Below are 19,177 nucleotides of genomic sequence, written 5' to 3' on the forward strand. Positions count from 1 at the left end.
TCAGTCGCCCCCCTGTTTCCCCGGTCTGCGGGTCATGTGACTCCGCGTCTCCTCGACGGTCGGCCGCTCGGACGCCGGCACGGCCTCGTCGTAGAGGACGCACTCGACGCCCGTCTGCGGGCCGTGTTCGTACATCTCCGGGCGGGCCTCCTCGCACTCGGCGGTGGCGTAGGGACAGCGCGGCGCGAACCGACAGCCCGGCGGCGGGTCGAGGTACTCGGGAATCGAGCCGTCGATGCCGGTCGCCATCTCGTCGCCCGTCAGGCGCGGAATCGACGCGATGAGCCCCTGCGTGTAGGGGTGTTTCGGGTTCTCGAACAGCTCTTCGGTCGGCGCGGTCTCGACGATGCGGCCGCCGTACATGACGTACACGCGGTCGCTCACCTGTCGGGCGACGCCGAGGTTGTGGGTGATCATCAGGACGCTCAGGTCGTGGTTCTCGATGAGGTCCGCGAGCAGGTCGAGAATCTGGTCGTGAATCGTCACGTCCAGCGCGGTGCCGATTTCGTCGGCGATGAGCAGGTCCGGCTCGTTCAGCAGGGCCTGCGCGATGAGCGCGCGCTGGCGCATCCCGCCGGACAGCTGCGACGGGTACGAGTCCATGATGTTCTCGGGGTCCGGCATCTGGACCTCGCGGAGCATCTCCACGACGCGCTCGCGCGCCTCGTCGCGCTCGCCGCTGAATCGGCGGCGGAAGAACTCCACGACGCCCGTGTCGCTGTCGCCGCCGAACTGCGCGGTGTCGGTGAGCTGTTCCCCGATGGTGAACGTCGGGTTGAGACTCGACATCGGGTCCTGGAAGACGAGGCTCATCCGCTGGCCCTTGACGCGCTCGAACTCGCGGTCCGAAAGCGACAGCAGCTCAGTCCCGTCGAACGTGATGTCGCCGCTGACGCGGGCCGGCGGCTGATTCAGGAGGCGGAGGATGGACTTCATCGTCACCGACTTGCCGCAGCCGGTCTCGCCGGCGATGGTGACAACCTCGCCTTTGCCGATAGAGAGGTTGACGCCGTCGATGACCTCCGCGAGGCCGTCGAACGACTCGAAGCCGACTTCGAGGTTCTCGACGGTCAAAAGCGGGTTCTCGGCGACCGGTTCGTCGAGTCTCATCGGTTCACCTCCACGTCGAACAGGTCACGGAGGCCGTCACCGAGCATGTTGAACCCCATCACGAGGACGAAGATAGCGAGGCCGGAGAAGACGCTCACCCACCACGAATCGGGCAGGTAAGACGTTCCTTGGCTGACCATCGTGCCGAGCCCGGGTTGGGGCGGCTGGACGCCGACGCCGATGAACGACAGGCCCGCGCCGATGAGGATGACGAAGCCCGCGTCGAGGGTCACTTTGACCAGAATCGGTGACAGCGTGTTCGGGAGAATCTCCCGAAAGAGGATGTGCGGCGTGCTCGCGCCGGCGAGCTTGGCGGCCTGCACGTACTCCTCGCTGCGCTCGCTGGCGACGATGCTCTGGACGAGGCGGGCGTGCCACGTCCACCACAGCGCCGCGATGGCTATCATCGCGTTCGTCAGCGTCGGCTCCAAGGCCGACGTGATTGCCAACGCCATCACGAGCGGCGGTAAAGCGAGCGCCGTGTCGGTCGCCCGCATGATAATCGTCTCGGTCCAGCCGCCGTAGTAGCCGGCGACGAGGCCGAGCAGCACGCCCACGGGGACGCCGAAGCCGAGGACGACGGCCACGAGCATGAGCGACAGCCGGTAGCCGAAGAGGATGCGCGAGAGCACGTCGCGGCCGACGTGGTCGGTCCCCAGCGGGTGGTCGAGGCTCGGCGGCTGGAGCGTGTTCGAGAAGTCGGTGAACTTCCCGGCGTGTTCGGGGTACGGCGCGACGACGGGCGCGAAGACGGCGAGCAGGATGATGGCGATGATGATGCCGAGACCGACGACGCTCATCGGCCGGCTGGTAAAGCGCTTCCACGACCGCTGCCAGAGTTCGCGGCGCTCGGCCGAGACGACCCGGTCGAGGACGCTCGCTGACTCGGCGCTCATGTCGCCTCCTCCATCGCCAGTCTGATGCGCGGGTCGACGCGACCCAACAGCACGTCGACGAGGAAGTTGATGCTCACGAACGCGACGCCGATGGTCATCGTGACGCCGACGACGGCGTTGAAGTCGTTGTTCAGCACCGCGGTGACGCCGTAGGACGCGAGGCCGGGCCACGAGTAGACGAGTTCGATGAGGAACGCGTTGCCCAGAAGCGAGGCGTACAACAGCCCCAGAATCGTGAGCGTCGGGATGAACGCGTTCTTGAGGGTGTACTTGTACGTCACGAGCCACGAGGGGAGGCCGAAGCCGCGCTCGGCCTCGACGTAGTCCTGGTCTTTCACGTCTATCATGCTCGACCGGGTGATGCGCATCACCTGTCCGATGCCGGCGAGCGAGAGCGCGAGCGCCGGGAGGATGATGTGCGCCCACGCGTCGACGTGGGCCGCGAGGTTCCCCGACAGCAGGGNCCTGTCCGATGCCGGCGAGCGAGAGCGCGAGCGCCGGGAGGATGATGTGCGCCCACGCGTCGACGTGGGCCGCGAGGTTCCCCGACAGCAGGGTGTCCACGAGCAGGAAGCCCGTGAACCGCGAGACGCCCGAGCCGAACTCCGAGCCGAGCCGCCCCGTGATGGGGAGCCATTCGAGCAGGTAGCCGAATATCAGTTGGAACATGATTGCGATGAAGAAGCCGGGCACGCTCACGCTGAAGAACGCGACGAGCCGGGTCGCGTTGTCGGCGAGGCCGTCTTTGTTCTGCGCGGCGACGACGCCGAGCGGAATCCCGATGACGACGGTGAGGAACATCGACACCGTGATGAGTTCGAGCGTCGCCGGCAGGTAGTAGACGATGTCGGTGCTGACCGCGCGCTTCGTTTCGAGGCTCGTCCCGAGGTCTCCGACGAGCAGGCCCCGCATGTAGTCGAGGTACTGCAACGGAATCGGCTTGTTCAGGCCCATCTCGGCGGCGAGCGCCTGCACCTGTTCTTCGGACGCGAGCGCGCCGAGGGCCATTCGCGCGGGGTTCCCGGGGAGCACTCGTGACGTGGTGAAGATGATTATCGACAGGCCGACGAGACTCACGAGGATGCCCGCGAGCCGGCGCACGAGATACTGCCAGTACTTCATTCTTGGTAGAAGTCGGGGAACCAGTAGTCGAAGCTCATCGACGGCCGGAAGGTGTAGCCCGCCACGTCGTCGGCGAAGGCGTGCTTCTTCGACTGGACGAAGATGAACAGGTCGGGGTACTGGTTCGCGATGCGTTCTTGCACCTCGGCGTACAGTTCGGCGCGGGCGTCGGCGTCGACCGTCGAGCGCGCCTCGTCGATGAGGGAGTCCACCGTCTCGTCTTCGAGGTGTTCCATGCTCATCCACGTCGAGGCGGCTTCGGAGTGGTACTGGTTGTAGAACACCGTGTCTGGCGAGGGGTACACCGGCCCGTAGAACACCTGATTGATGTGGGGCGTGTCCTCGACGCTCGTGGCGAGTTCGGTCATCGTCCCCCACGTCTGGGGGTTCAACTCGACGTCGATGCCGATTTCGTCCATGTTCTGCTGGAACAGCAGCCCCATCTTCTCTTCGAGGCCGTAGTCCTTCACGTAGGTGTTCTGGACGGTGATGTCGCCCTCCTCGTAGCCGGCGTCGGAAAGAATCTGCCGCGCCCGCTCGGGGTCGTAGGTCGGCTGGACGATGTCGTCGTTGTGGACGCCGAACGACGTCGGGAGCGGCCCCTGCGCGGGGAGCGACCCCGGCGCGATTTCGTTGCGCGCCGTCTCGTAGTCGAAGCCGTAGGCCATCGCCTCGCGGACGGCGGGGTCGTCGGTCGGGGCCTTCTGGGTGTTGATTTTGAAGTAGAACGTCGTCACCGTCGGGACCGACTCGACGCGGATGTCGTCTTCGGCCGCGAGCGCCTCGTAGGTCTCCTCGCTTTGGTACTGGCTCGACATGTCGAGTTCGCCCGTCTTCATCAACGAGCGGACGGTCGGGTCGTTGGTGATGATTTGGACGGTGACGTTGTCGTACGCGCCGTCTTTGAACGACCCCCAGTAGTCGGCGTAGCGGCTGAACGAAATCTGCGCCTGCCGCTCGAAGCCGGCGAGTTCGTACGGGCCGGACCCGGCGTCGTTGTCGTTGAGGAACGACTGGCCGTAGTCGCCGCGGTCACCGAAGTCGCCGTCTGCGGCGTTGTCGAGGACCCGCTGTTTGTCCACGACGAACAGGAGCACGAGCGTCGCGAGGAACGGCGAGTGGACGCGGTCGAGCGTGAACGACACCGTCCGCTCGTCCTCGACGGTCACGTTCTCCTTCGAGAGCACGTTCCCGAGCAGCGACGAGTAGCCCTGGTTGATATCGAGGAAGCGCTCGGCCGAGAACTGCACGTCCTCCGCCGTAACGGGGTTGCCGCTGTGGAACGTCGCGTTTTCGCGGAGCGTGAACGTGTAGGTCCGGTTGTCGTCCGAGACGGTCCAGTCCTCCGCGAGGTGCCCCTGCAAATTCCCCTCCGTATCGGGGAACACGAGCGGGTCGTAGAGGTTGACCAACGCGAGCACCTGCGTGTAGTCGGTCCCCTTCGCGGGGTCGACGGTTCCGAAGCGCTGGGTCGCGCTCATGCGGAGCGTCGAACTGCCCGAGTCGTCCCCGGACGACGACTCCGTCTCTGTCTCCTCGTCGTCGCCGCCCGAGGCCGTGGTCTGTTCTTGGCCGTCGTAGCTCTCGCCGCCGCCGGAACAGCCCGCGAGACCGGCGATTCCGGCCGTCCCGAGCGCCTTGAGGAAGTTCCGCCGACTCGCCGCGTCTCCGAACCGAGCGCGGACCGACTCCGACGCCGAACCCACCTGCGACCGCATCTGTGTGATGTCTTTTCTCGACATACGTTACTCATTCTCACAGAGGTGCAATGGAACATAAAGATACCGTATAGTAACCTAAAACAATATTCTCGGTTCAAAACGGAATACTCAGTGAACAATATGGAACAATGTGGCTGTCTGTCGTCTGCCACACGTCTGGTCGTGTCTCCGTAATCGACGGACTGCACGACCTTCCGCAGAACGTCGCCGGCTGTCGTGGACGACTGGAAGAGTTGTTTTCCGCCCGCTGGCGCTCGTGAGCCGCTCGCACCCGGGCTCCCCCCGCTACTGCGACGAGAGTCCGTTCCCGACTATACGGTTCTCGGTCGTTCGAGATGGACTATTATAAGAGAACAATGATGTTTTAAAATCTGATAAATTTATACGGAGTTTCGTGAGAAACAAACATAAGTTCATGAATTGGGTTCTAAAACGCCTATTTATGGCTATAATATAAAATTTATACCCTTACTAATGAGTGTCTGTCAGTAATTGCGGCTCGATAACTGATTGCTCTTCTGTACTGAAATACTATATTTTGAGAAAAATATATGTTCACTTACTATTTGTATTCTCACACAAGACGCTGTTCCGACCCGTCTCTCCTGCTTGGTTGCACCCGACTCGTTCGCCCCGTTCTCGCTCCCAGAAATGATTCTGAAATCGGAAATTGAGTTGACAAATCGGCGCGTGGAGTGACTCGGACGACACTTAAGTCCCCGCGGGGAGAACGACCACTCGATGGCATGGGAGTTCGAGCGGGTCGCGGGTCCGTTTCGGGCCACCGAGGGCCCGATTTGGACCGGCGACGCGGTTCGATTCACGGAGATAACGGAGCATCGGGTCCTCGAATACGACCCGGAGACGGGAGAGACGAGCGTCTACATCGACTCGACCGCCGGCGCGGTCGGCCTCCACGAGGGACGCGACGGCGAACTGTACGCCTGCGAGGCCGAGGGCCACCGCATCGCCGCGTTGACTCCGGGTGACTCCGCGTCGGTCGTCGTCGACGAGTTCGAGGGGACGCCGCTCAACGGGCCGAACGACCTCGAAATCGACCGCGACGGGGATATCTGGTTCACCGACCCCGACGACAAAGACCGGGGGCTGCTCGGTCACACCTCCGTCTTCCGCGCCGAGCGGACCGACGCGGACGCGAGCGACGGCTGGCAGCTCGTCCACCTCACAGACGAGATGGACCGACCGAACGGCATCCTCCTCTCGCCGGACGAGTCGCGACTGTACGTCGCAGAATGCACCTACGGCCCGGACCAAGAGACCGACCTGCGGGCCTATCCGATTCGCGACGACGGGTCGCTGGGCCCCCGCGAGATACTGCACGACTTCGGTAACCATCGCGGTATCGACGGCATGACGCTCACGGAGTCGGGCGACATCGTCGCCTGCGCGGGGTGGGAAAAAGGCGGACCGGGGCCGTCGATTTACGTCTTCTCCCCGTCGGGCGAGGTGCTCGAACGCCACCCGTTCCCCGAGAACCGCCCGACCAACTGCACGCTCGGCGGGCCGGACGGCTCGACGCTCTACGTCGCGGACATGACCGGCAGTCTCTACGCGGCGGAGACCGACCGCTCCGAATTCGTGCGGTTCTGACGAAAAAGGGACCGTGAGGACAGATACGCCGGGGTGGGTATCGTCGGCATCGACCCCGACCGCGGCGACTCCGACGCGGGCGTCTCAGCGGAGCGGTTCGAACGCGTCGAGGCCCGCTTGGGACGCTTCCATGTCCTCGGACACCGCGCCGCCGCTCGCGCCGACCGCGCCGACGACGACGCCGTCGTGTTCGACCGGGAACCCGCCGCCGAAGACGACGACGCGACCGTTATCGGTGGTGTGGAGGCCGTACACGTCGCCGCCGGGTTCGGCTCCCTCCTTCAGTTCGTGGGTGGGCTTCTTCACCGCGGCCGCGGTGTAGGCCTTGTTCTGTGCGATGTTGCTCGCGACGAGCTTCGCGCCGTCCATCCGGCGGAAGCCGAGGAGGTTCCCCTCGCTGTTCGTCACCGCGAGGTTCAGCGGCACGCCGAGTTCCTCGGCTTTCTCCTCCATCGCGTCGAGAATCGTCTTGGCTTCGGCTAGCGTCAGCTCTTGTACCATCGACTCGACCGTCGGCGGCTCGGAGCAAAAACCCACCGCTCACGGGGAGAACCGCCGCTGGAACGGCCACAGACGGCGATGCGGCTATTCGAACCGAATCGAACGCCGCGGACCCGACTGCGCGTGTTCGCGTTCCCCCTGTCGTGGTCGCGTCGGCTTGAACGTACGGGTTACCGCGGGAGGGCGTTCCCCGACCGCTCGAACGACGCCACGTCGCCGGCGTCGGCGGCGTCGATGAGGTCGTTGTTCACGAACAGGCGTTCGCCGTCCGTGTTCGAAAGCGAGAGGAACGTTCCCGTCCCCTCGGTCGCCCGCGAGTTCCGAACCGTGATGTCCGTCGTGTCGGAGAGCGAAATCGCCGCCGCGTCGTCTGCGTCGTCCGCGTCGTCGCCGCGGTGGGCCTGTCGGCCGACGAAGCCGTCGACCAGCAGGCCGTCCACGTCCTCGCAGGCCAGCCCGCTCCGGTAGTAGTCGGGCAGGTCGTCGCTGTCGTCCCACTCGACGGTCACGTCGCGCATCGTCACGTCGCGGGCGTTCTCGACGTGGACGCCGGCGATGTCGTTGGCGAAGATGGGCGTGACGACCGAACTCGGCTGGAGGTCGAAGTTGCCGCCCACCTCGTCGGCGTGCTCGCTGCCGGTGAGTTCGATGCGGACGTTGTCGAACTCGATGGTCTCGATGTCCGAGTCCTCAGAGCCGTAGACGAGCGCCCCGTTCTCGCTGCGCGCGACGATGTTCGAAAAGCGCACGTTCCGAATCCCGCCGAGGTCGGTGTCGCCGTCTCGGGGGACCGACGTGACGTAGATGGGCTCGCCCTTACCCCACCACGGGCCGGGGAGCATGTTGGAGTTGACGACGATGTCGGTGAAAAGCACGTTCTCGACGACGCCCGAATCGCGGTGCTGGATGCCGAGGCCGCGGTTCGACTCCTGCACGACGATGTTCTGAAACAGGCAGTCGCGAATCGTGTCGTCGGTGCCCGAGCCGAACTTGATGGCGCAGGCGCTCGACCGGAGCGTGCAGTTCGTCACGACGATGCCCTCGCAGGTCGTCGGCTCGTCGGGTCGCGCGCCGAAGGTGATGCTGTCGTCGCACGACTGGATGGTGCAGTCGGAGATGTGGACGTTCTTCGTGTCACCGAGCGCGATGCCGTCGCAGTTCGGGATGAGCAGGTGGTTGAGGATGTCGACGCCGCGGATATCGACCTCCTCGGTCCCGTGGAACGACAGCGTCCACGCGGGCATGTCGCGGATGGTCACGTCGCGGATGCGGACGTTCGTGCAGTTGTTGAACCGGAACATCGGGCCGGGGCGGAAGTCGGGTTTGGCGACGGGCCAGCCGTCCGTTCCCTTCGTCCGCGAGAGGTAGGCGTCGCCCTGTCTCGCCTCGTGGGGGCCGTTCGAGATGAGCGGGTGCGACGCGCTCTCGTTGGAGTGGCCCTGAATGGGCGTGTCCATCCGCATGAACTCGGTTCCGAGGCCGTCGAACTCGCCCTCACCGGCGATGGTGACGTTCTCCACGCCCTCGGCGAGGAAGAAGATGCGCTCGTTGTCGGGGCCGACGAACTTGTCCGTGTACTCGGCCTCGTCTTTCGCGGGGCTGACGACCGCGCCGGCTTCTAGATAGAGCGTCACGTCGCTTCGGAGATGGACGGTTCCGACGGTGTACGTCCCGCTGGGGACGGTGACGGTCCCGCCGCCGGACGCAGAGCAGTCGTCGATGGCCGTCTGGAACGCCTCGGTCCGGAGGTCGGCCGTCTCGTCGGCGTAGGCTGTCACGTCGAAGGCACTCGCTGCGGGTGGCATGTACGCGTACCCTCGCGGTGGCCTATCTTTATACTACTGGTGGTCGGAGTTCGGCCGTGAGTGATGCTCGCCCAAACGTCCTGTTCGTGATGACTGACCAGCAGCGGTCGGACACGATTCGGGCGCTCGGAAACAGCCGAATCCACACCCCGAACATCGACCGACTCGTCGACCGCGGCGTCTCCTTCACCAACGCCTACTCGCCGGACCCAATCTGCATCCCGGCGCGACACACCATCCGAACCGGCTGTGAGGCCGTCTCGACGGGCTATCTCGGGAACGAAAAGCGCGACGCGCGCCACCTCGAACAGCGGTGCGGCCCCTTCCTCGCCCGGAGTATGCGCGAGCGGGGCTACCGGACGTTCCTCGTCGGGAAGTACCACGCCCACCCGTGCGACATCGACCTCGGCTACGACCACCACCTGAGCTTCGAGGCGTTCCGCGAGGAGACCGGCCACGAGGTCAAGACGACCGCCCGGCAGGGAGCGATGGTCCACCTCCCCCAACAGAACCGACTCCCGCCGGACGACAACTACGAGGCGTGGATGACCGACCGCGCGGTCGACCTCGTCGGCCGCGACACCGACGAGCCGTTTTTCGGCCTCGTCTCGTACGAACCGCCGCACCCGCCGTTCGCGCCGTCGCCGCCCTTCGACCGGATGTACGACCCCGAACGGCTCGGAAACCCGGTGAAAGGCGACCGCGAAACCGACCACATGGACGAGAAGATACCCGCCCAGAACCACCACTTCTGGACGACCCGCGAGGGCGGCATCGACGACACCACCGTCCGGGTCATCAAGGCGTACTACTACGGCATGATTTCGGAGGTCGACCGCCGCATCGGTCGCCTGCTCGACGCGGTCGAGGCCCGCGACGACGCCGACAACACGCTCGTCTGCTTCTTCTCGGACCACGGCGAACTCCTCGGTGACCACCGCGGCTGGGAGAAGTCCTCGTTCTTCGAGTCGTCGTGTCGCGTCCCGTTTCTCGTGAGTTGGCCCGCGGAACTGCCGGCCGGCGAGCGCCGCGACGACCTCGTGGCGCTCACCGACCTGTTCGGCATCGCCACGACCGCCGCGGGCGACCAGGAACTCCGCGACGGCGTCGACGTGCTCGGGACGATTCGGGGCGACGCAGAGCCCCGCGAGCGACTGTTCGGCTACCACCGGACGCCGCGGCTCCCGCCGAACTTCACCGGGATGGTCCGCGAGGGCCGCTGGAAGTACGTGTTCATGCGCAACGGCGGCCGCGAACAGCTGTTCGACCTCGCGGCCGACCCGAACGAACGCGACGACTGCGCCGCCGAGCACCCCGCGGTCGTCTCCGAACTCCGCGACGCGCTGGCGGCGAAGCTGGCCGACGCGGGCGCGGACGAGTTCGTCGAGAACGGGACGCTCCGGCGCGCGCCGTACCAGGAAATCGACATGGGCAGACTCGTCCGCGAGCCGTACCCCGAGGAGCCGGCCGACGTGCTGGACTGACCGACCGGCGCCGCCGGGTTTTCTCCCGCGTTCTCCCTGGGTTCTCTCCCTCGCACTCCTCGCCGTCCGGTCCCCGAAATCGCCGGTCCCGCCGTAGTTTTATGAGCGTTCCGCGTAACCGACTACCACGAATGGAGATCAGCGACATCCGTACCATCCGGTTCAGCTGTGCGTCCCACATCGACCCCGACGAGAAGGGTCACGGCCACCCCGGCGAGCCGAGGGAGTCGACGCGGACCATCACCCACGTCGTCGTCGACGGCGGCCCCGACGGCTACTGCCGCGGCGGCCACGAGGCGGCCAACGAGTTCGCCAAGCAACACCTCGTCGGCGAGAACCCGCTGTACCGCGAGCAGCTCTGGCAACTGCTCTGCCGGGCCGAGCGACTGAACAAGGGGACGCTCACCGACAAGCGCGTCGCGCCCATCGACTGCGCGCTCTGGGACATCGCCGGCAAGGACGCCGGCCTCCCGGTCTACCAACTCATCGGCGCGGCCCGCGATTCGGTCCCGGCGTACGGCAGTACGATGGTCGGTGACGACGACCCCGACGGACTCGGCTCGCCCGAGGCGTACGCCGACTTCGCCGAGGAACTCGTCGCGGAGGGGTATCAGGCCGTCAAACTCCACACGTGGATGCCGCCGTTCGGTGACGACCCGGACCAGGACATCGCCGCCTGCCGGGCGGTCCGCGAGCGCGTCGGCGACGACATCGACCTCATGCTCGACGCCCATCACTTTTACAGCCGGAGCGAGGCCAAGAAAATCGGGACGGCGCTCGAAGACCTCGACTTCCGCTGGATAGAAGAGCCGATGGACGAACACTCGATGTCTTCCTACGAATGGCTCTCGAACGAACTCGATATCGCCGTCGTCGGCCCCGAGACGGCCGAGGGCCGGATGCACACCCGCGCCGAGTGGATTAAGCGGGACATCGCAGATATCATCCGCGTCGGCGTCTACGACGTGGGCGGAATCACGCCGGCGCTGAAGGCGGTCGGCCTCTGCGAGTCGTTCAACATCGAGTGCGAGATTCACGGCCGCGACGCGCCGAACCTCCAACTGCTCGGGACGATGGCGTTCCCCGGCCGGTACTACGAGCGCGGCCTCCTGCACCCGAAGCACGACTACGAGACGTACTTCCCCGGTCTCGAACACCCGCCGGACGAAATCGACGACAACGGCGTGGTCGAACTGCCGCAGACGCCCGGCCTCGGCTACGCGTTCGACTGGGACTACATCGACGCCAACCGCGTCGCGTAACTGCCTCGGCAGGCGGGACGGAACGAGTTCGGACGCGACGAGAGAGAACGACGACGCGACGGCGGTCGCTCGCGAAACGCTATCCCCGTTTTTCCGAGTGGTGATTCAGTTCGCCGTTCCGGTCGGTGGCCGAGCCTCGGGGGTCAATTGTACGCGCCCCAGAGCCGGAGCAACAGGTAGCCGCCGACGCCGACGCCGATGAGAGAGATGCCCCAGACGCCGAACATCCCCGCGAGCGTCCCGTCGAGGACGAACCGCGCGAGGACAATCATGAAGACGCCGGCGAGCACGGTCATGATGAAACTCCGGTTCGACGACGCGGCCTTCCGGAGCGAAGGCACGCGCGATGCGTTGACTGACATACGTACTCACACGGTCGCTCTCCGCACACAAATAGATACTGTTCGTTCGGGCGTCGTTCGGCCGGCTCAGACGGCTCTTGGGGGCGAAAACGTGGTGCTGGAAAGCGGCTGACGGTCAGCGGTCGGTGGTCGGTGGCCGATGGTCGGTGGTTGGCCGCGCACGGCGTCCGCGACCCCGGTTCAGTCGTCGACGATGCTCGGACTGTCCCAGTACTCGTGGTCTTCGTCGGCGCGGAAACACCGCGCGGCGTGGCCGGTCTCGTCTTCGAACGCGCCGGGGTCGTTCGTCTCGCAGACCTCGCGCGCCTTCGGACAGCGCGGGTGGAAGTGACAGCCGCTGGGCCGGTTCGTCGGGTCGGGGATGTCGATTTTCCGAATCGGGAGGTCGTCGTCCTCGTCTCCTTCGTAGAGGTTCGGGGTCGCCCACTTCAGCGCCTGCGTGTAGGGGTGCTGAGGGTCACCGATGACCTGCTCTATCGGCCCGACTTCGACGATGCGGCCGAGGTACATCACGGCGATGCGGCCGCCGGATTTCTCGGCGATGTACCGGGCGTTCGAGAGGTCGTGGCTGATGAAGACGTAGGAGGTGTTGAACAGGTCTTGCAGTTCGAGCATCAGGTCCATCATCTCCACCCGAAGGCTCACGTCGAGGGCGCTGATGGCCTCGTCGGCGAGGATGACGTCCGGGTTCAAAAGCAGCGACCGAACCAACACGACGCGCTGTTTCTCGCCGCCCGAGAGCTGGTGGGGGAACCGCTCGACGAAGTCCTCGGCGGGCGTGAGCCCGACGCGTTCGAGGAGCGCGTAGACGCGCTTTCTGCGCTCTTCCTCACCGAGGTTCGGGTTCCACTTCTTCAGGGGGAGCATCAGCGAGGTGAGGATGCGCTGGTTCGGATTCAGCGCGCTGCCGGGGTCCTGGTGGATAATCTGGAGCGACCGCCGAATCTCCGAGAACGGGATGTCCGGGTCGCGGCTGTTTTTCGCCTCCCAGATATCCTGTCCGCGGAAGGTAATCGAGCCGTGGGTCGGCTCCTGCGCGCCGATGATGGTCTTCCCGAGCGTCGACTTGCCGCAGCCGGACTCGCCGATGAGCGTGACCACGTCGTTTTCCCCGATGTCGAGCGAGATGCCGTCGACGGCGCGGACCGTCTGTCGCTCGCCGAACAAGCCGAGGAAGCCGCTGCTGTCCGTGAAGTGGACTGATACGTCGTCTACCGAGAGGATGGAGTTATCGACGCTCATTCGGCTTCACCGCCCTCTTCGGCCGCTTCCATCGCGGGAATCGGAATCTCGTCGGACACGTCGTCGTGGTAGAAACACGCGGTTCGGTGGCCGCCGCCGCGGTCTGCCATCGGTGGCTCCGCCTCCGCGCAAGACTCGTCGGCCATCGGACACCGCGGCCGGTACGAACAGCCCGGGATGTTGGTCACCGGGTCGGGCTTCGACCCCGAGATGGACTGCATCTCCTCGATGGGCGCGTTCAGGTCCGGCGTCGCGTTGAGGAGCGACCGCGTGTAGGGGTGCGCCGCGTCGTAGAGAATCTCCTCGGTCGAGCCGATTTCGACGATGTCGAACGCGTACATCACGACGAGCCGGTCCGCGAGCTTGGTGAGAAGCGGCAGGTCGTGGGTGATGAAGATAATCGTCAGGTCGTACTCCGCTTTGAGCTCCTTGAGCAGCGAGACGATAGAGCGCTGCATCAGGAGGTCGAGCGCGGCGGTCGGCTCGTCCATCACGAGCACCTCCGGTTCGAGGATGAGCGCGAGCGCGACGAGCGCGCGCTGTTTCATCCCGCCCGAGAGCTCGTAGGGGTACGAGTCGAGGACGCGGTCGGGGTCTAAGTAGAGGTCGCCCAGAATCTGGTGGGCGCGTTCGAGCCCCGCTTCCACGTCGCGGTTGTGGTCTTCGAGGGTCTCCCGGAAGTGGCCGCGGACCTTCTTGACGGGGTTGAACGAGCTCATCGCGCCCTGGAACACCATGGCGACTTCGCCCCAGCGGAACTTCCGCAGCGCTTCCTCGTCGAGGTCGAGCACGGAAATCGGCTCGCCGCCGTCGGGCGGGTAGTAGGTGACCTCGCCGGAGGTCTCGCCCGGGCTGACGACCGCGTTCATCAACGCGGACGACGTCATCGACTTGCCGCTGCCGCTTTCGCCGACCATGCCGAGCGTCTCGTTGCGGTAGATGTCGAAGTCGACGTTGCGGACGACTCTCGATTCGCCTCGGTTGGTCCCGAAGGTGACCTCCAGGTCGCGGACTTCGAACACGACGTCTTGGTCGGGGTCCGAGTCGTTCTGATTCGACGTTCGCATTGCTTGGTTGGTAGTCATCGTCTGGTTATAGGTGTTGGCACGGGGTCAGTCCCCGCCGGTCGCCTGCGATTGGTTGTTCTTCGAGGTGCCTTTCTTCGAGGTGTTCGCGTGGCGCGCCCGGAGGCGGACGTTGAACAGGCTGTCGAGCCCCTGCGACAGGAGGACGAGCCCGAACGACAGCAGGAAGATACAGACCATGGGCGCGACCATCCACGGGAGCATGTCCGGGCGGGTGAGCGCGTTGCCCTCGTACGCGAGGTTCATCATCACGCCCCAGTTGAACGTGGTGAACGGCAGGATGCCGAGGAAGTACAGCCCCACGGACTCGAAGATGATGCGCCGCGAGGTGAGCGCTCCGTTTATCATCACGTACGGCATGAGCTGCGAGAGGATGTCCCGCCGGAGAATCGACGACAGCGGGATGCCCATGATTTCGGACGCCTCGACGTAGGACTCCTCGCGGATGCTCAGCACCTGCGAGCGGACGGTCCGCGCCAGGCCCGGCCAGTTGTCGATGCCGAGGAACACCCCGACGATGTAGGGGTTTTCTGGCTGGAAGATGGCCGTGATGACGATGATGAGCGGCAGCCCCGGAATCGTGATGACCACGTCGGTGACGGTCATCAGGAACGAGTCGATGCGCGTGCCGTGTTCGAAGCCGGCGACGACGCCCACGAGGGCGGCGAAGCCGACGCTCACGACCGCGCCCGCGAATATCATCTTGAACATGCCCGGCGTCGCGTGGATGAGCTGGGCGTGAATCGGCTGGCCGAACACGTCGGTACCGAGCGGGTACGCGAGCGATTCGAACGGCGCGGCGAGGACGGGGGCGTCACCGCTCGTCGGTCGCTCGACGAGCCAGACGCCGACGGTGCCCATGAGGAGGAAAAAGGCGAGAATCGCGCCGCCGACGAGCGCGCGCCAGTCGTCGGCCGCGATGCGCGCGGGGGCGATGACGTTCATCTCGAGGAATCGCTTTGCGCGGTCGGCCCCCGATTCGGGGTCCGGGTCGATGTCCTCCTCGTAGAGGTCCTTCAGGTCGAACGTGTCGGAGTGTGCTTCGCTCATGGTTACTCCTCACCCACCGAGATGCGCGGGTCGATGAGCGTGTACGTGAGGTCCGCGATGAAGATAGCGGTCAGCGAAATCGCCGTGAACACGAGGAGCGTGCCCATCAAAAGCGGGTAGTCCTGCGTCTTGACCGCCTCGAACATCAGGAGGCCCATGCCCGGGTACGCGAACACCTCCTCGACGATGACGGCGCTGCTGAAGACGCCGGCGATGCCGATCATGAACTGCGTGTACATCGGGAGGATGGAGTTGTGCCCGAGGTACTGCGTGGCGATGCGAGTTTCGCGGAGTCCGCGGAGCTGCGCCACGCGGATGTAGTCCTCGCCGAGGACGCGAACCGCGTTCCCGCGCATGGCGAGCGCGCCGGAGGTCGCGAGCGCGCCCATCGAAATCGCCGGGAGCGCCGCGTGTTGCACGAGACTGAGCATGAACTCCGGATTGTACCCCGCGGCGATGCCCGAGCCGATTCGGCCGCCGGTCGGGAAGTAGTTGTTCTGGATGGCGAGGAAGTAGATGAGCACGACGCCGACGATGTAGTACGGAATCGAGTTGAGTCCGATGATGAGCGATGACACCGTGGAGTCGAACCGCGACTTCTCCCGGTAGGCCGTCATCACGCCGAGGAAGATGCTCAGCGAGTAGCCCAGCGCGAGCGCGTAGACGCTGATGAACATCGACCACGGGATGCGCTGCATGATGAGCGTCGTGACCTCCTCGTTTTTGAAGAACGAGGTGCCGAGGTCCTGCCGGAGAATCACGTCAGACGCGTAGTTGAAATACTGTACGTGCATCGGCTGGTCCGGGTTCACGTTCGTGTAGAGCTGTATCATCCTGTTCAGTCGGTCGATATCGACGCTCCCGCCGCTCTGCGAGAGGATCACGCTCCGCATCGCTTCCGTCGGGCCACCGGGCATGGCCTGGTACAGCAGAAACGAGACCGTCATCGTGACGAAAAACGTCAGTATCGCTTGCCCGAGACGCTTCAACAAATACTTTGGTGTCATTATTAATAGTTTGGCTTCTAGCGTGAGAGAGCTTAATTGTGGTGGTTAAGCCCGTCGAGGGTGCCGTCTCACCTCACTGCGAGTTGGAGCTAATCCATCCGTTTTTGAAGGAGAACTCGCCCGGTCGGTTCGTGTTGAGTTCGTAGTCGTCGCCCGTCGGCATGGAGAAGTCCTGCGTGTCGCCCCAGTAGCCGGAGTCTTCCTCGACGAAGACGAAGTCGGGAAGCGCGTAGTTGAACCACTGGACGAGGTCGCGGGTCCGCTCTCTGACCTGCTCTGCGGACTCGGAGTTCGGCAGGTCGTTCATCAGCTGTGCGGGCTGAATCTCTTTGCCGCTGCCGGAGATTTCGGTCGCGCCGACCTCGCTCGGGATGGTCGTCGTAAAGGGCTTGCCCGTCGGGCCGGTCTCGTTCCCACTGGAGGGGTCACCGACCTCGATGCCGTAGAAGTTGTTCGAGAAGTACGCCGTCGGATGCCACAGCGCCTTCGCGACGTGCCATATCCAGAAGATGTCCGCCTCGTACGTTTGGAGGCGCTGGTAGTAGTCGGTCGAGCTGACCGTGCTGATTTCGGTCTGGATGCCGAACGCGTTGAGCTGGTCGTTGAAGACCTTCGTCGCCTGCACCTGGGTGTTGTTGTTCTGGGTCAGGACCGTGAAGGTGAACGACTCGCCGTCCGGGTCGACCCACGTCCCGTTTTCCTTGGTGTAGCCGGCGTCTTCGAGCAGTTGGGTCGCCGCGTCGAGGTCCTTGCCGACCGGGTAGTCGATGAGCTGGTCGACGAAGTCCTCGCCGAGGTACTCCTCGTGAATCGTCGAGCGCAGCGCCGTCTGGTTCTCGGCGGGTGCGCCCACGGTTCCGGCCTGCCGCATCGCGGCGACCATCGACTCGAAGTCCACCGCGTTGACGATGGCGCGCCGGACCGGGAGTCGCGCGATGTGCTCGTTTTTGAAGTTGAACGTGAACTTCTGCGTGCGGAACCAGTTGAGTCGGTAGACGTTCTCGATGTTGTCCGGGTACCGGGACTGCTGGGACTCCGACATGAGCACGTCGGGGTTCATGTCGAGCTGGTCGTTCACCGACAGCGACTCCACGTCGGCGGTCGTCTCGGGGATGATGCGCACCTTCGGGATGTCCGTCCGGCTCGCGTACGGGTGGTCTTCGAACTTCTCGAGGATGGTCTCCGAGGAGTTGAAGCCGGTGACGCGGTACAGCGCGTTGCCGAGCCCCTCGTCGATGAGCTGTTGGGTCGTGATGCTCATGTCGAGGAGGTCGCTCGTCACGCTCTCGCGCTCGCTCTCATTCGATGCTTCCTCGTAGCGGGTGAGGTATTCGCGGTAAATCGACCGCGGGGTGTTGACGAACGTCTCGGCGACGTTCGCCTTCATCAGGTTGGGCGAGACGGCCGTCTTGAACGTCCGCTCGATGGTGTAGTCGTCGACCAGCGTGTTGCTCTCGATGGGCGACTGCTCGGGCGATTGCAGGCGGTCGATTTCGAGGCCGATGTAGTAGTCTTCGGCCGTCAGGTCGTCGCCGTTCCACCACTTGAACCCCTCGGGGAACGTCAGCGTGAGCGTCCGCCCGTCGACGGTCATGTCCTCGAGCAGGTCGGGTCGGACCGACCCGTCGGCGTAGCCGCGCGCGACTTCCTCGAACAGCTGGTCCTGCAGGGTGTGCGCGTAGTTGCCGAGGCTGTAGCGGTTGAACTGCACGTCCGTCGCGGGTCGGCCCGCGGGGTAGTCGAGGGTGTCGTCAGCGAGGCTCGCGCCGCCCTCGGTGCTCGTGCCGCCGTCCGTCCCGTCTCCGGTGCCGCCGTCTTCGGTCGTCTGTCCCGAACTATCGAAGCAGCCGGCCAGTCCAGCCGTGCCAGCCACCGCCCCGTACTTGATAAGGTCTCGTCTACTCCAGTTGGTTGAACGCTTTCCAGCCATGCGGTATCATCTATCATGATACTCCCCGTTAATATAGATACTGGATTTGCCCATCCCAACCATGATAGAGAAAATAACAGTTCCCCGCTCGTTCGCGCTGATTTTCGCTCTATCTCACGCGCTCCTCGCCGTCCACAGCAACAGTCCGAGCATCACGACCGCTAATCCGCCGAACGTCGTCAGTTGGAGATAGACGAGCGCGTGGGTCGTCGTCCCCGGCTCGATAGACGGCAGCGAGAGGAGCAGCAGGGCGATAGAGGCCAGCGAGATGACGAGGACGAGCTTCATTCGGGTCTCGTAATCGCGGAGGATGTCGGCGAGACTCGTTTCGGGCATGTCTGCGTAGAGTACCGCGGCGTATTTCAGTATACTGCCCCGGCCTGCCTCACCCTCGCCGTCCCTTTCCCCGGTAGACTTAGATAAGGCGAGACGGAATGAGGGTGCATGGACAGAGGATTAGTACTCATCGAGAACACCGACTCGCACGCGGACCTCCTCCGGGAGGCCAGAGAACACGCGCTCGGCGCGGACGCCGACCTCGTCCTCCTCGTCACGCTCACCGAAGACGAGTTCGAGGAGACCCAGGAGGTCCTCGACACCATCGGCGATGTCGAGCACACGTCGTACACCGAACAGGACGCGTTCAAGGGCGCGATGAACGACGCCGAGGAAGTCGCCCGGAAGGTCTTCGCGACCGACGACGAGGTGTCCTACGAAATCGTCCCGCGAATCGCGGCCGAGAAAGAGCGCGCCGAGACGGTCATCGACGTTGCCGACGAGGAGGGTGCAGACCACGTGTTCATCCTCGGCCGGAAGCGGTCGCCGACCGGAAAGGCGCTGTTCGGTGACCTCGCGCAGTTCGTGATTCTCAACTTCGACGGCTACGTGACGCTGCACACCGAGTGAGCGTCGTCGTGGCTGTCTGACCCGTCGTCCTCGTTTTTTCGATTCGTCGACCACGTCGTCGGTCAACAGTCGCCAGTCAGCGG

General features: G+C 64.7%; 16 protein-coding genes and 1 pseudogene. 4 read left to right on the forward strand and 13 right to left on the reverse strand.

Features of this window, described 5'->3' with window-relative positions; all coding sequences use genetic code 11:
* From C458_RS03185 to C458_RS03200, 4 genes and pseudogenes are all read right to left on the reverse strand, one after another.
* Entirely contained in the window at positions 1-1,110 is a 1,110-nt protein-coding gene (locus C458_RS03185; RefSeq protein WP_008573145.1) for an ABC transporter ATP-binding protein, read from the reverse strand.
* Positions 1,107-2,006 carry an ABC transporter permease gene (locus tag C458_RS03190; protein WP_008573146.1) on the reverse strand — a complete coding sequence of 300 codons (900 nt, stop codon included), beginning with the start codon at positions 2,004-2,006 and terminating at the stop codon, positions 1,107-1,109. The genes C458_RS03185 and C458_RS03190 overlap by 4 nt, the downstream gene beginning before the upstream one ends.
* Positions 2,003-3,128: pseudogene (locus tag C458_RS03195) on the reverse strand (ABC transporter permease). The gene C458_RS03190 and the pseudogene C458_RS03195 overlap by 4 nt, the downstream one beginning before the upstream one ends.
* Positions 3,125-4,846 (reverse strand): ABC transporter substrate-binding protein, encoded by a 1,722-nt coding sequence (locus C458_RS03200; RefSeq protein WP_008573149.1) that lies wholly within the window; start codon positions 4,844-4,846, stop codon positions 3,125-3,127. The pseudogene C458_RS03195 and the gene C458_RS03200 overlap by 4 nt, the downstream one beginning before the upstream one ends.
* 744 nt (positions 4,847-5,590) lie before the next feature.
* On the opposite strand from C458_RS03200, the gene C458_RS03205 reads away from it, so the two are divergent.
* The gene (locus C458_RS03205) at positions 5,591-6,460 is read left to right on the forward strand and encodes an SMP-30/gluconolactonase/LRE family protein (RefSeq protein ID WP_008573150.1); all 870 of its coding nucleotides are present in this window, start codon (positions 5,591-5,593) and stop codon (positions 6,458-6,460) included.
* 84 nt (positions 6,461-6,544) lie between these two features.
* Here the strand turns inward: C458_RS03205 and C458_RS03210 are convergent, their stop codons facing one another.
* Together C458_RS03210 and C458_RS03215 are read right to left on the reverse strand one after the other, a co-directional pair.
* A complete protein-coding gene (locus tag C458_RS03210) occupies positions 6,545-6,961 on the reverse strand; it encodes a heme-binding protein (protein ID WP_004041071.1) in 417 nt (138 codons plus the stop codon).
* 170 nt (positions 6,962-7,131) lie between these two features.
* Positions 7,132-8,766 (reverse strand): glycoside hydrolase family 28 protein, encoded by a 1,635-nt coding sequence (locus C458_RS03215; protein ID WP_008578672.1) that lies wholly within the window; start codon positions 8,764-8,766, stop codon positions 7,132-7,134.
* Between the two features lie 56 nt (positions 8,767-8,822).
* Here C458_RS03215 and C458_RS03220 point away from each other — a divergent pair, with 56 nt between their 5' ends.
* A complete protein-coding gene (locus tag C458_RS03220) occupies positions 8,823-10,250 on the forward strand; it encodes a sulfatase (protein ID WP_081603285.1) in 1,428 nt (475 codons plus the stop codon).
* Positions 10,251-10,381: 131 nt separating this feature from the next.
* A complete protein-coding gene (locus C458_RS03225; RefSeq protein WP_008573156.1) occupies positions 10,382-11,512 on the forward strand; it encodes an enolase C-terminal domain-like protein in 1,131 nt (376 codons plus the stop codon).
* Positions 11,513-11,655: 143 nt separating this feature from the next.
* Here C458_RS03225 and C458_RS03230 read toward each other — a convergent pair whose 3' ends face one another.
* The 7 genes from C458_RS03230 to C458_RS03260 form a co-directional block, all read right to left on the reverse strand.
* Complete coding sequence (locus tag C458_RS03230; protein ID WP_008573157.1) at positions 11,656-11,874, reverse strand: hypothetical protein; 219 nt, start codon at positions 11,872-11,874, stop codon at positions 11,656-11,658.
* A 180-nt stretch (positions 11,875-12,054) separates the two neighbouring features.
* The gene (locus tag C458_RS03235; protein ID WP_008573159.1) at positions 12,055-13,116 is read right to left on the reverse strand and encodes an ABC transporter ATP-binding protein; all 1,062 of its coding nucleotides are present in this window, start codon (positions 13,114-13,116) and stop codon (positions 12,055-12,057) included.
* Entirely contained in the window at positions 13,113-14,183 is a 1,071-nt protein-coding gene (locus C458_RS03240) for an ABC transporter ATP-binding protein (protein WP_008573161.1), read from the reverse strand. The genes C458_RS03235 and C458_RS03240 overlap by 4 nt, the downstream gene beginning before the upstream one ends.
* Before the next feature lie 45 nt (positions 14,184-14,228).
* Positions 14,229-15,251 (reverse strand): ABC transporter permease, encoded by a 1,023-nt coding sequence (locus tag C458_RS03245; RefSeq protein WP_008573163.1) that lies wholly within the window; start codon positions 15,249-15,251, stop codon positions 14,229-14,231.
* A 2-nt stretch (positions 15,252-15,253) separates the two neighbouring features.
* Complete coding sequence (locus C458_RS03250) at positions 15,254-16,258, reverse strand: ABC transporter permease (RefSeq protein WP_013034964.1); 1,005 nt, start codon at positions 16,256-16,258, stop codon at positions 15,254-15,256.
* A gap of 73 nt (positions 16,259-16,331) precedes the next feature.
* The gene (locus C458_RS03255; protein ID WP_008573167.1) at positions 16,332-18,131 is read right to left on the reverse strand and encodes an ABC transporter substrate-binding protein; all 1,800 of its coding nucleotides are present in this window, start codon (positions 18,129-18,131) and stop codon (positions 16,332-16,334) included.
* A gap of 171 nt (positions 18,132-18,302) precedes the next feature.
* Positions 18,303-18,524: a hypothetical protein gene (locus C458_RS03260; RefSeq protein ID WP_008573170.1), complete on the reverse strand. Its 222-nt coding sequence runs from the start codon at positions 18,522-18,524 to the stop codon at positions 18,303-18,305.
* Positions 18,525-18,632: 108 nt separating this feature from the next.
* On the opposite strand from C458_RS03260, the gene C458_RS03265 reads away from it, so the two are divergent.
* On the forward strand, positions 18,633-19,094 hold the full coding sequence (locus C458_RS03265; protein WP_008573174.1) for a universal stress protein: 462 nt from the start codon (positions 18,633-18,635) through the stop codon (positions 19,092-19,094).
* Positions 19,095-19,177 lie beyond the last annotated feature (83 nt).

This window comes from Haloferax sp. ATCC BAA-644, from assembly GCF_000336975.1.
Taxonomy (GTDB): Archaea; Halobacteriota; Halobacteria; order Halobacteriales; family Haloferacaceae; genus Haloferax; species Haloferax volcanii.

Excerpts from the sequence above, each read along its gene's own strand:
- C458_RS03265 (WP_008573174.1), top strand. The coding sequence starts at position 18,633 with ATGGACAGAGGATTAGTACTCATCGAGAACACCGACTCGCACGCGGAC.
- C458_RS03200 (WP_008573149.1), bottom strand. The coding sequence starts at position 4,846 with ATGCGGTCGCAGGTGGGTTCGGCGTCGGAGTCGGTCCGCGCTCGGTTC.
- C458_RS03215 (WP_008578672.1), bottom strand. The coding sequence starts at position 8,766 with ATGCCACCCGCAGCGAGTGCCTTCGACGTGACAGCCTACGCCGACGAG.
- C458_RS03210 (WP_004041071.1), bottom strand. The coding sequence starts at position 6,961 with ATGGTACAAGAGCTGACGCTAGCCGAAGCCAAGACGATTCTCGACGCG.
- C458_RS03250 (WP_013034964.1), bottom strand. The coding sequence starts at position 16,258 with ATGACACCAAAGTATTTGTTGAAGCGTCTCGGGCAAGCGATACTGACG.
- C458_RS03235 (WP_008573159.1), bottom strand. The coding sequence starts at position 13,116 with ATGAGCGTCGATAACTCCATCCTCTCGGTAGACGACGTATCAGTCCAC.
- C458_RS03240 (WP_008573161.1), bottom strand. The coding sequence starts at position 14,183 with ATGCGAACGTCGAATCAGAACGACTCGGACCCCGACCAAGACGTCGTG.
- C458_RS03225 (WP_008573156.1), top strand. The coding sequence starts at position 10,382 with ATGGAGATCAGCGACATCCGTACCATCCGGTTCAGCTGTGCGTCCCAC.
- C458_RS03185 (WP_008573145.1), bottom strand. The coding sequence starts at position 1,110 with ATGAGACTCGACGAACCGGTCGCCGAGAACCCGCTTTTGACCGTCGAG.
- C458_RS03260 (WP_008573170.1), bottom strand. The coding sequence starts at position 18,524 with ATGCCCGAAACGAGTCTCGCCGACATCCTCCGCGATTACGAGACCCGA.
- C458_RS03245 (WP_008573163.1), bottom strand. The coding sequence starts at position 15,251 with ATGAGCGAAGCACACTCCGACACGTTCGACCTGAAGGACCTCTACGAG.
- C458_RS03205 (WP_008573150.1), top strand. The coding sequence starts at position 5,591 with ATGGCATGGGAGTTCGAGCGGGTCGCGGGTCCGTTTCGGGCCACCGAG.
- C458_RS03230 (WP_008573157.1), bottom strand. The coding sequence starts at position 11,874 with ATGTCAGTCAACGCATCGCGCGTGCCTTCGCTCCGGAAGGCCGCGTCG.
- C458_RS03190 (WP_008573146.1), bottom strand. The coding sequence starts at position 2,006 with ATGAGCGCCGAGTCAGCGAGCGTCCTCGACCGGGTCGTCTCGGCCGAG.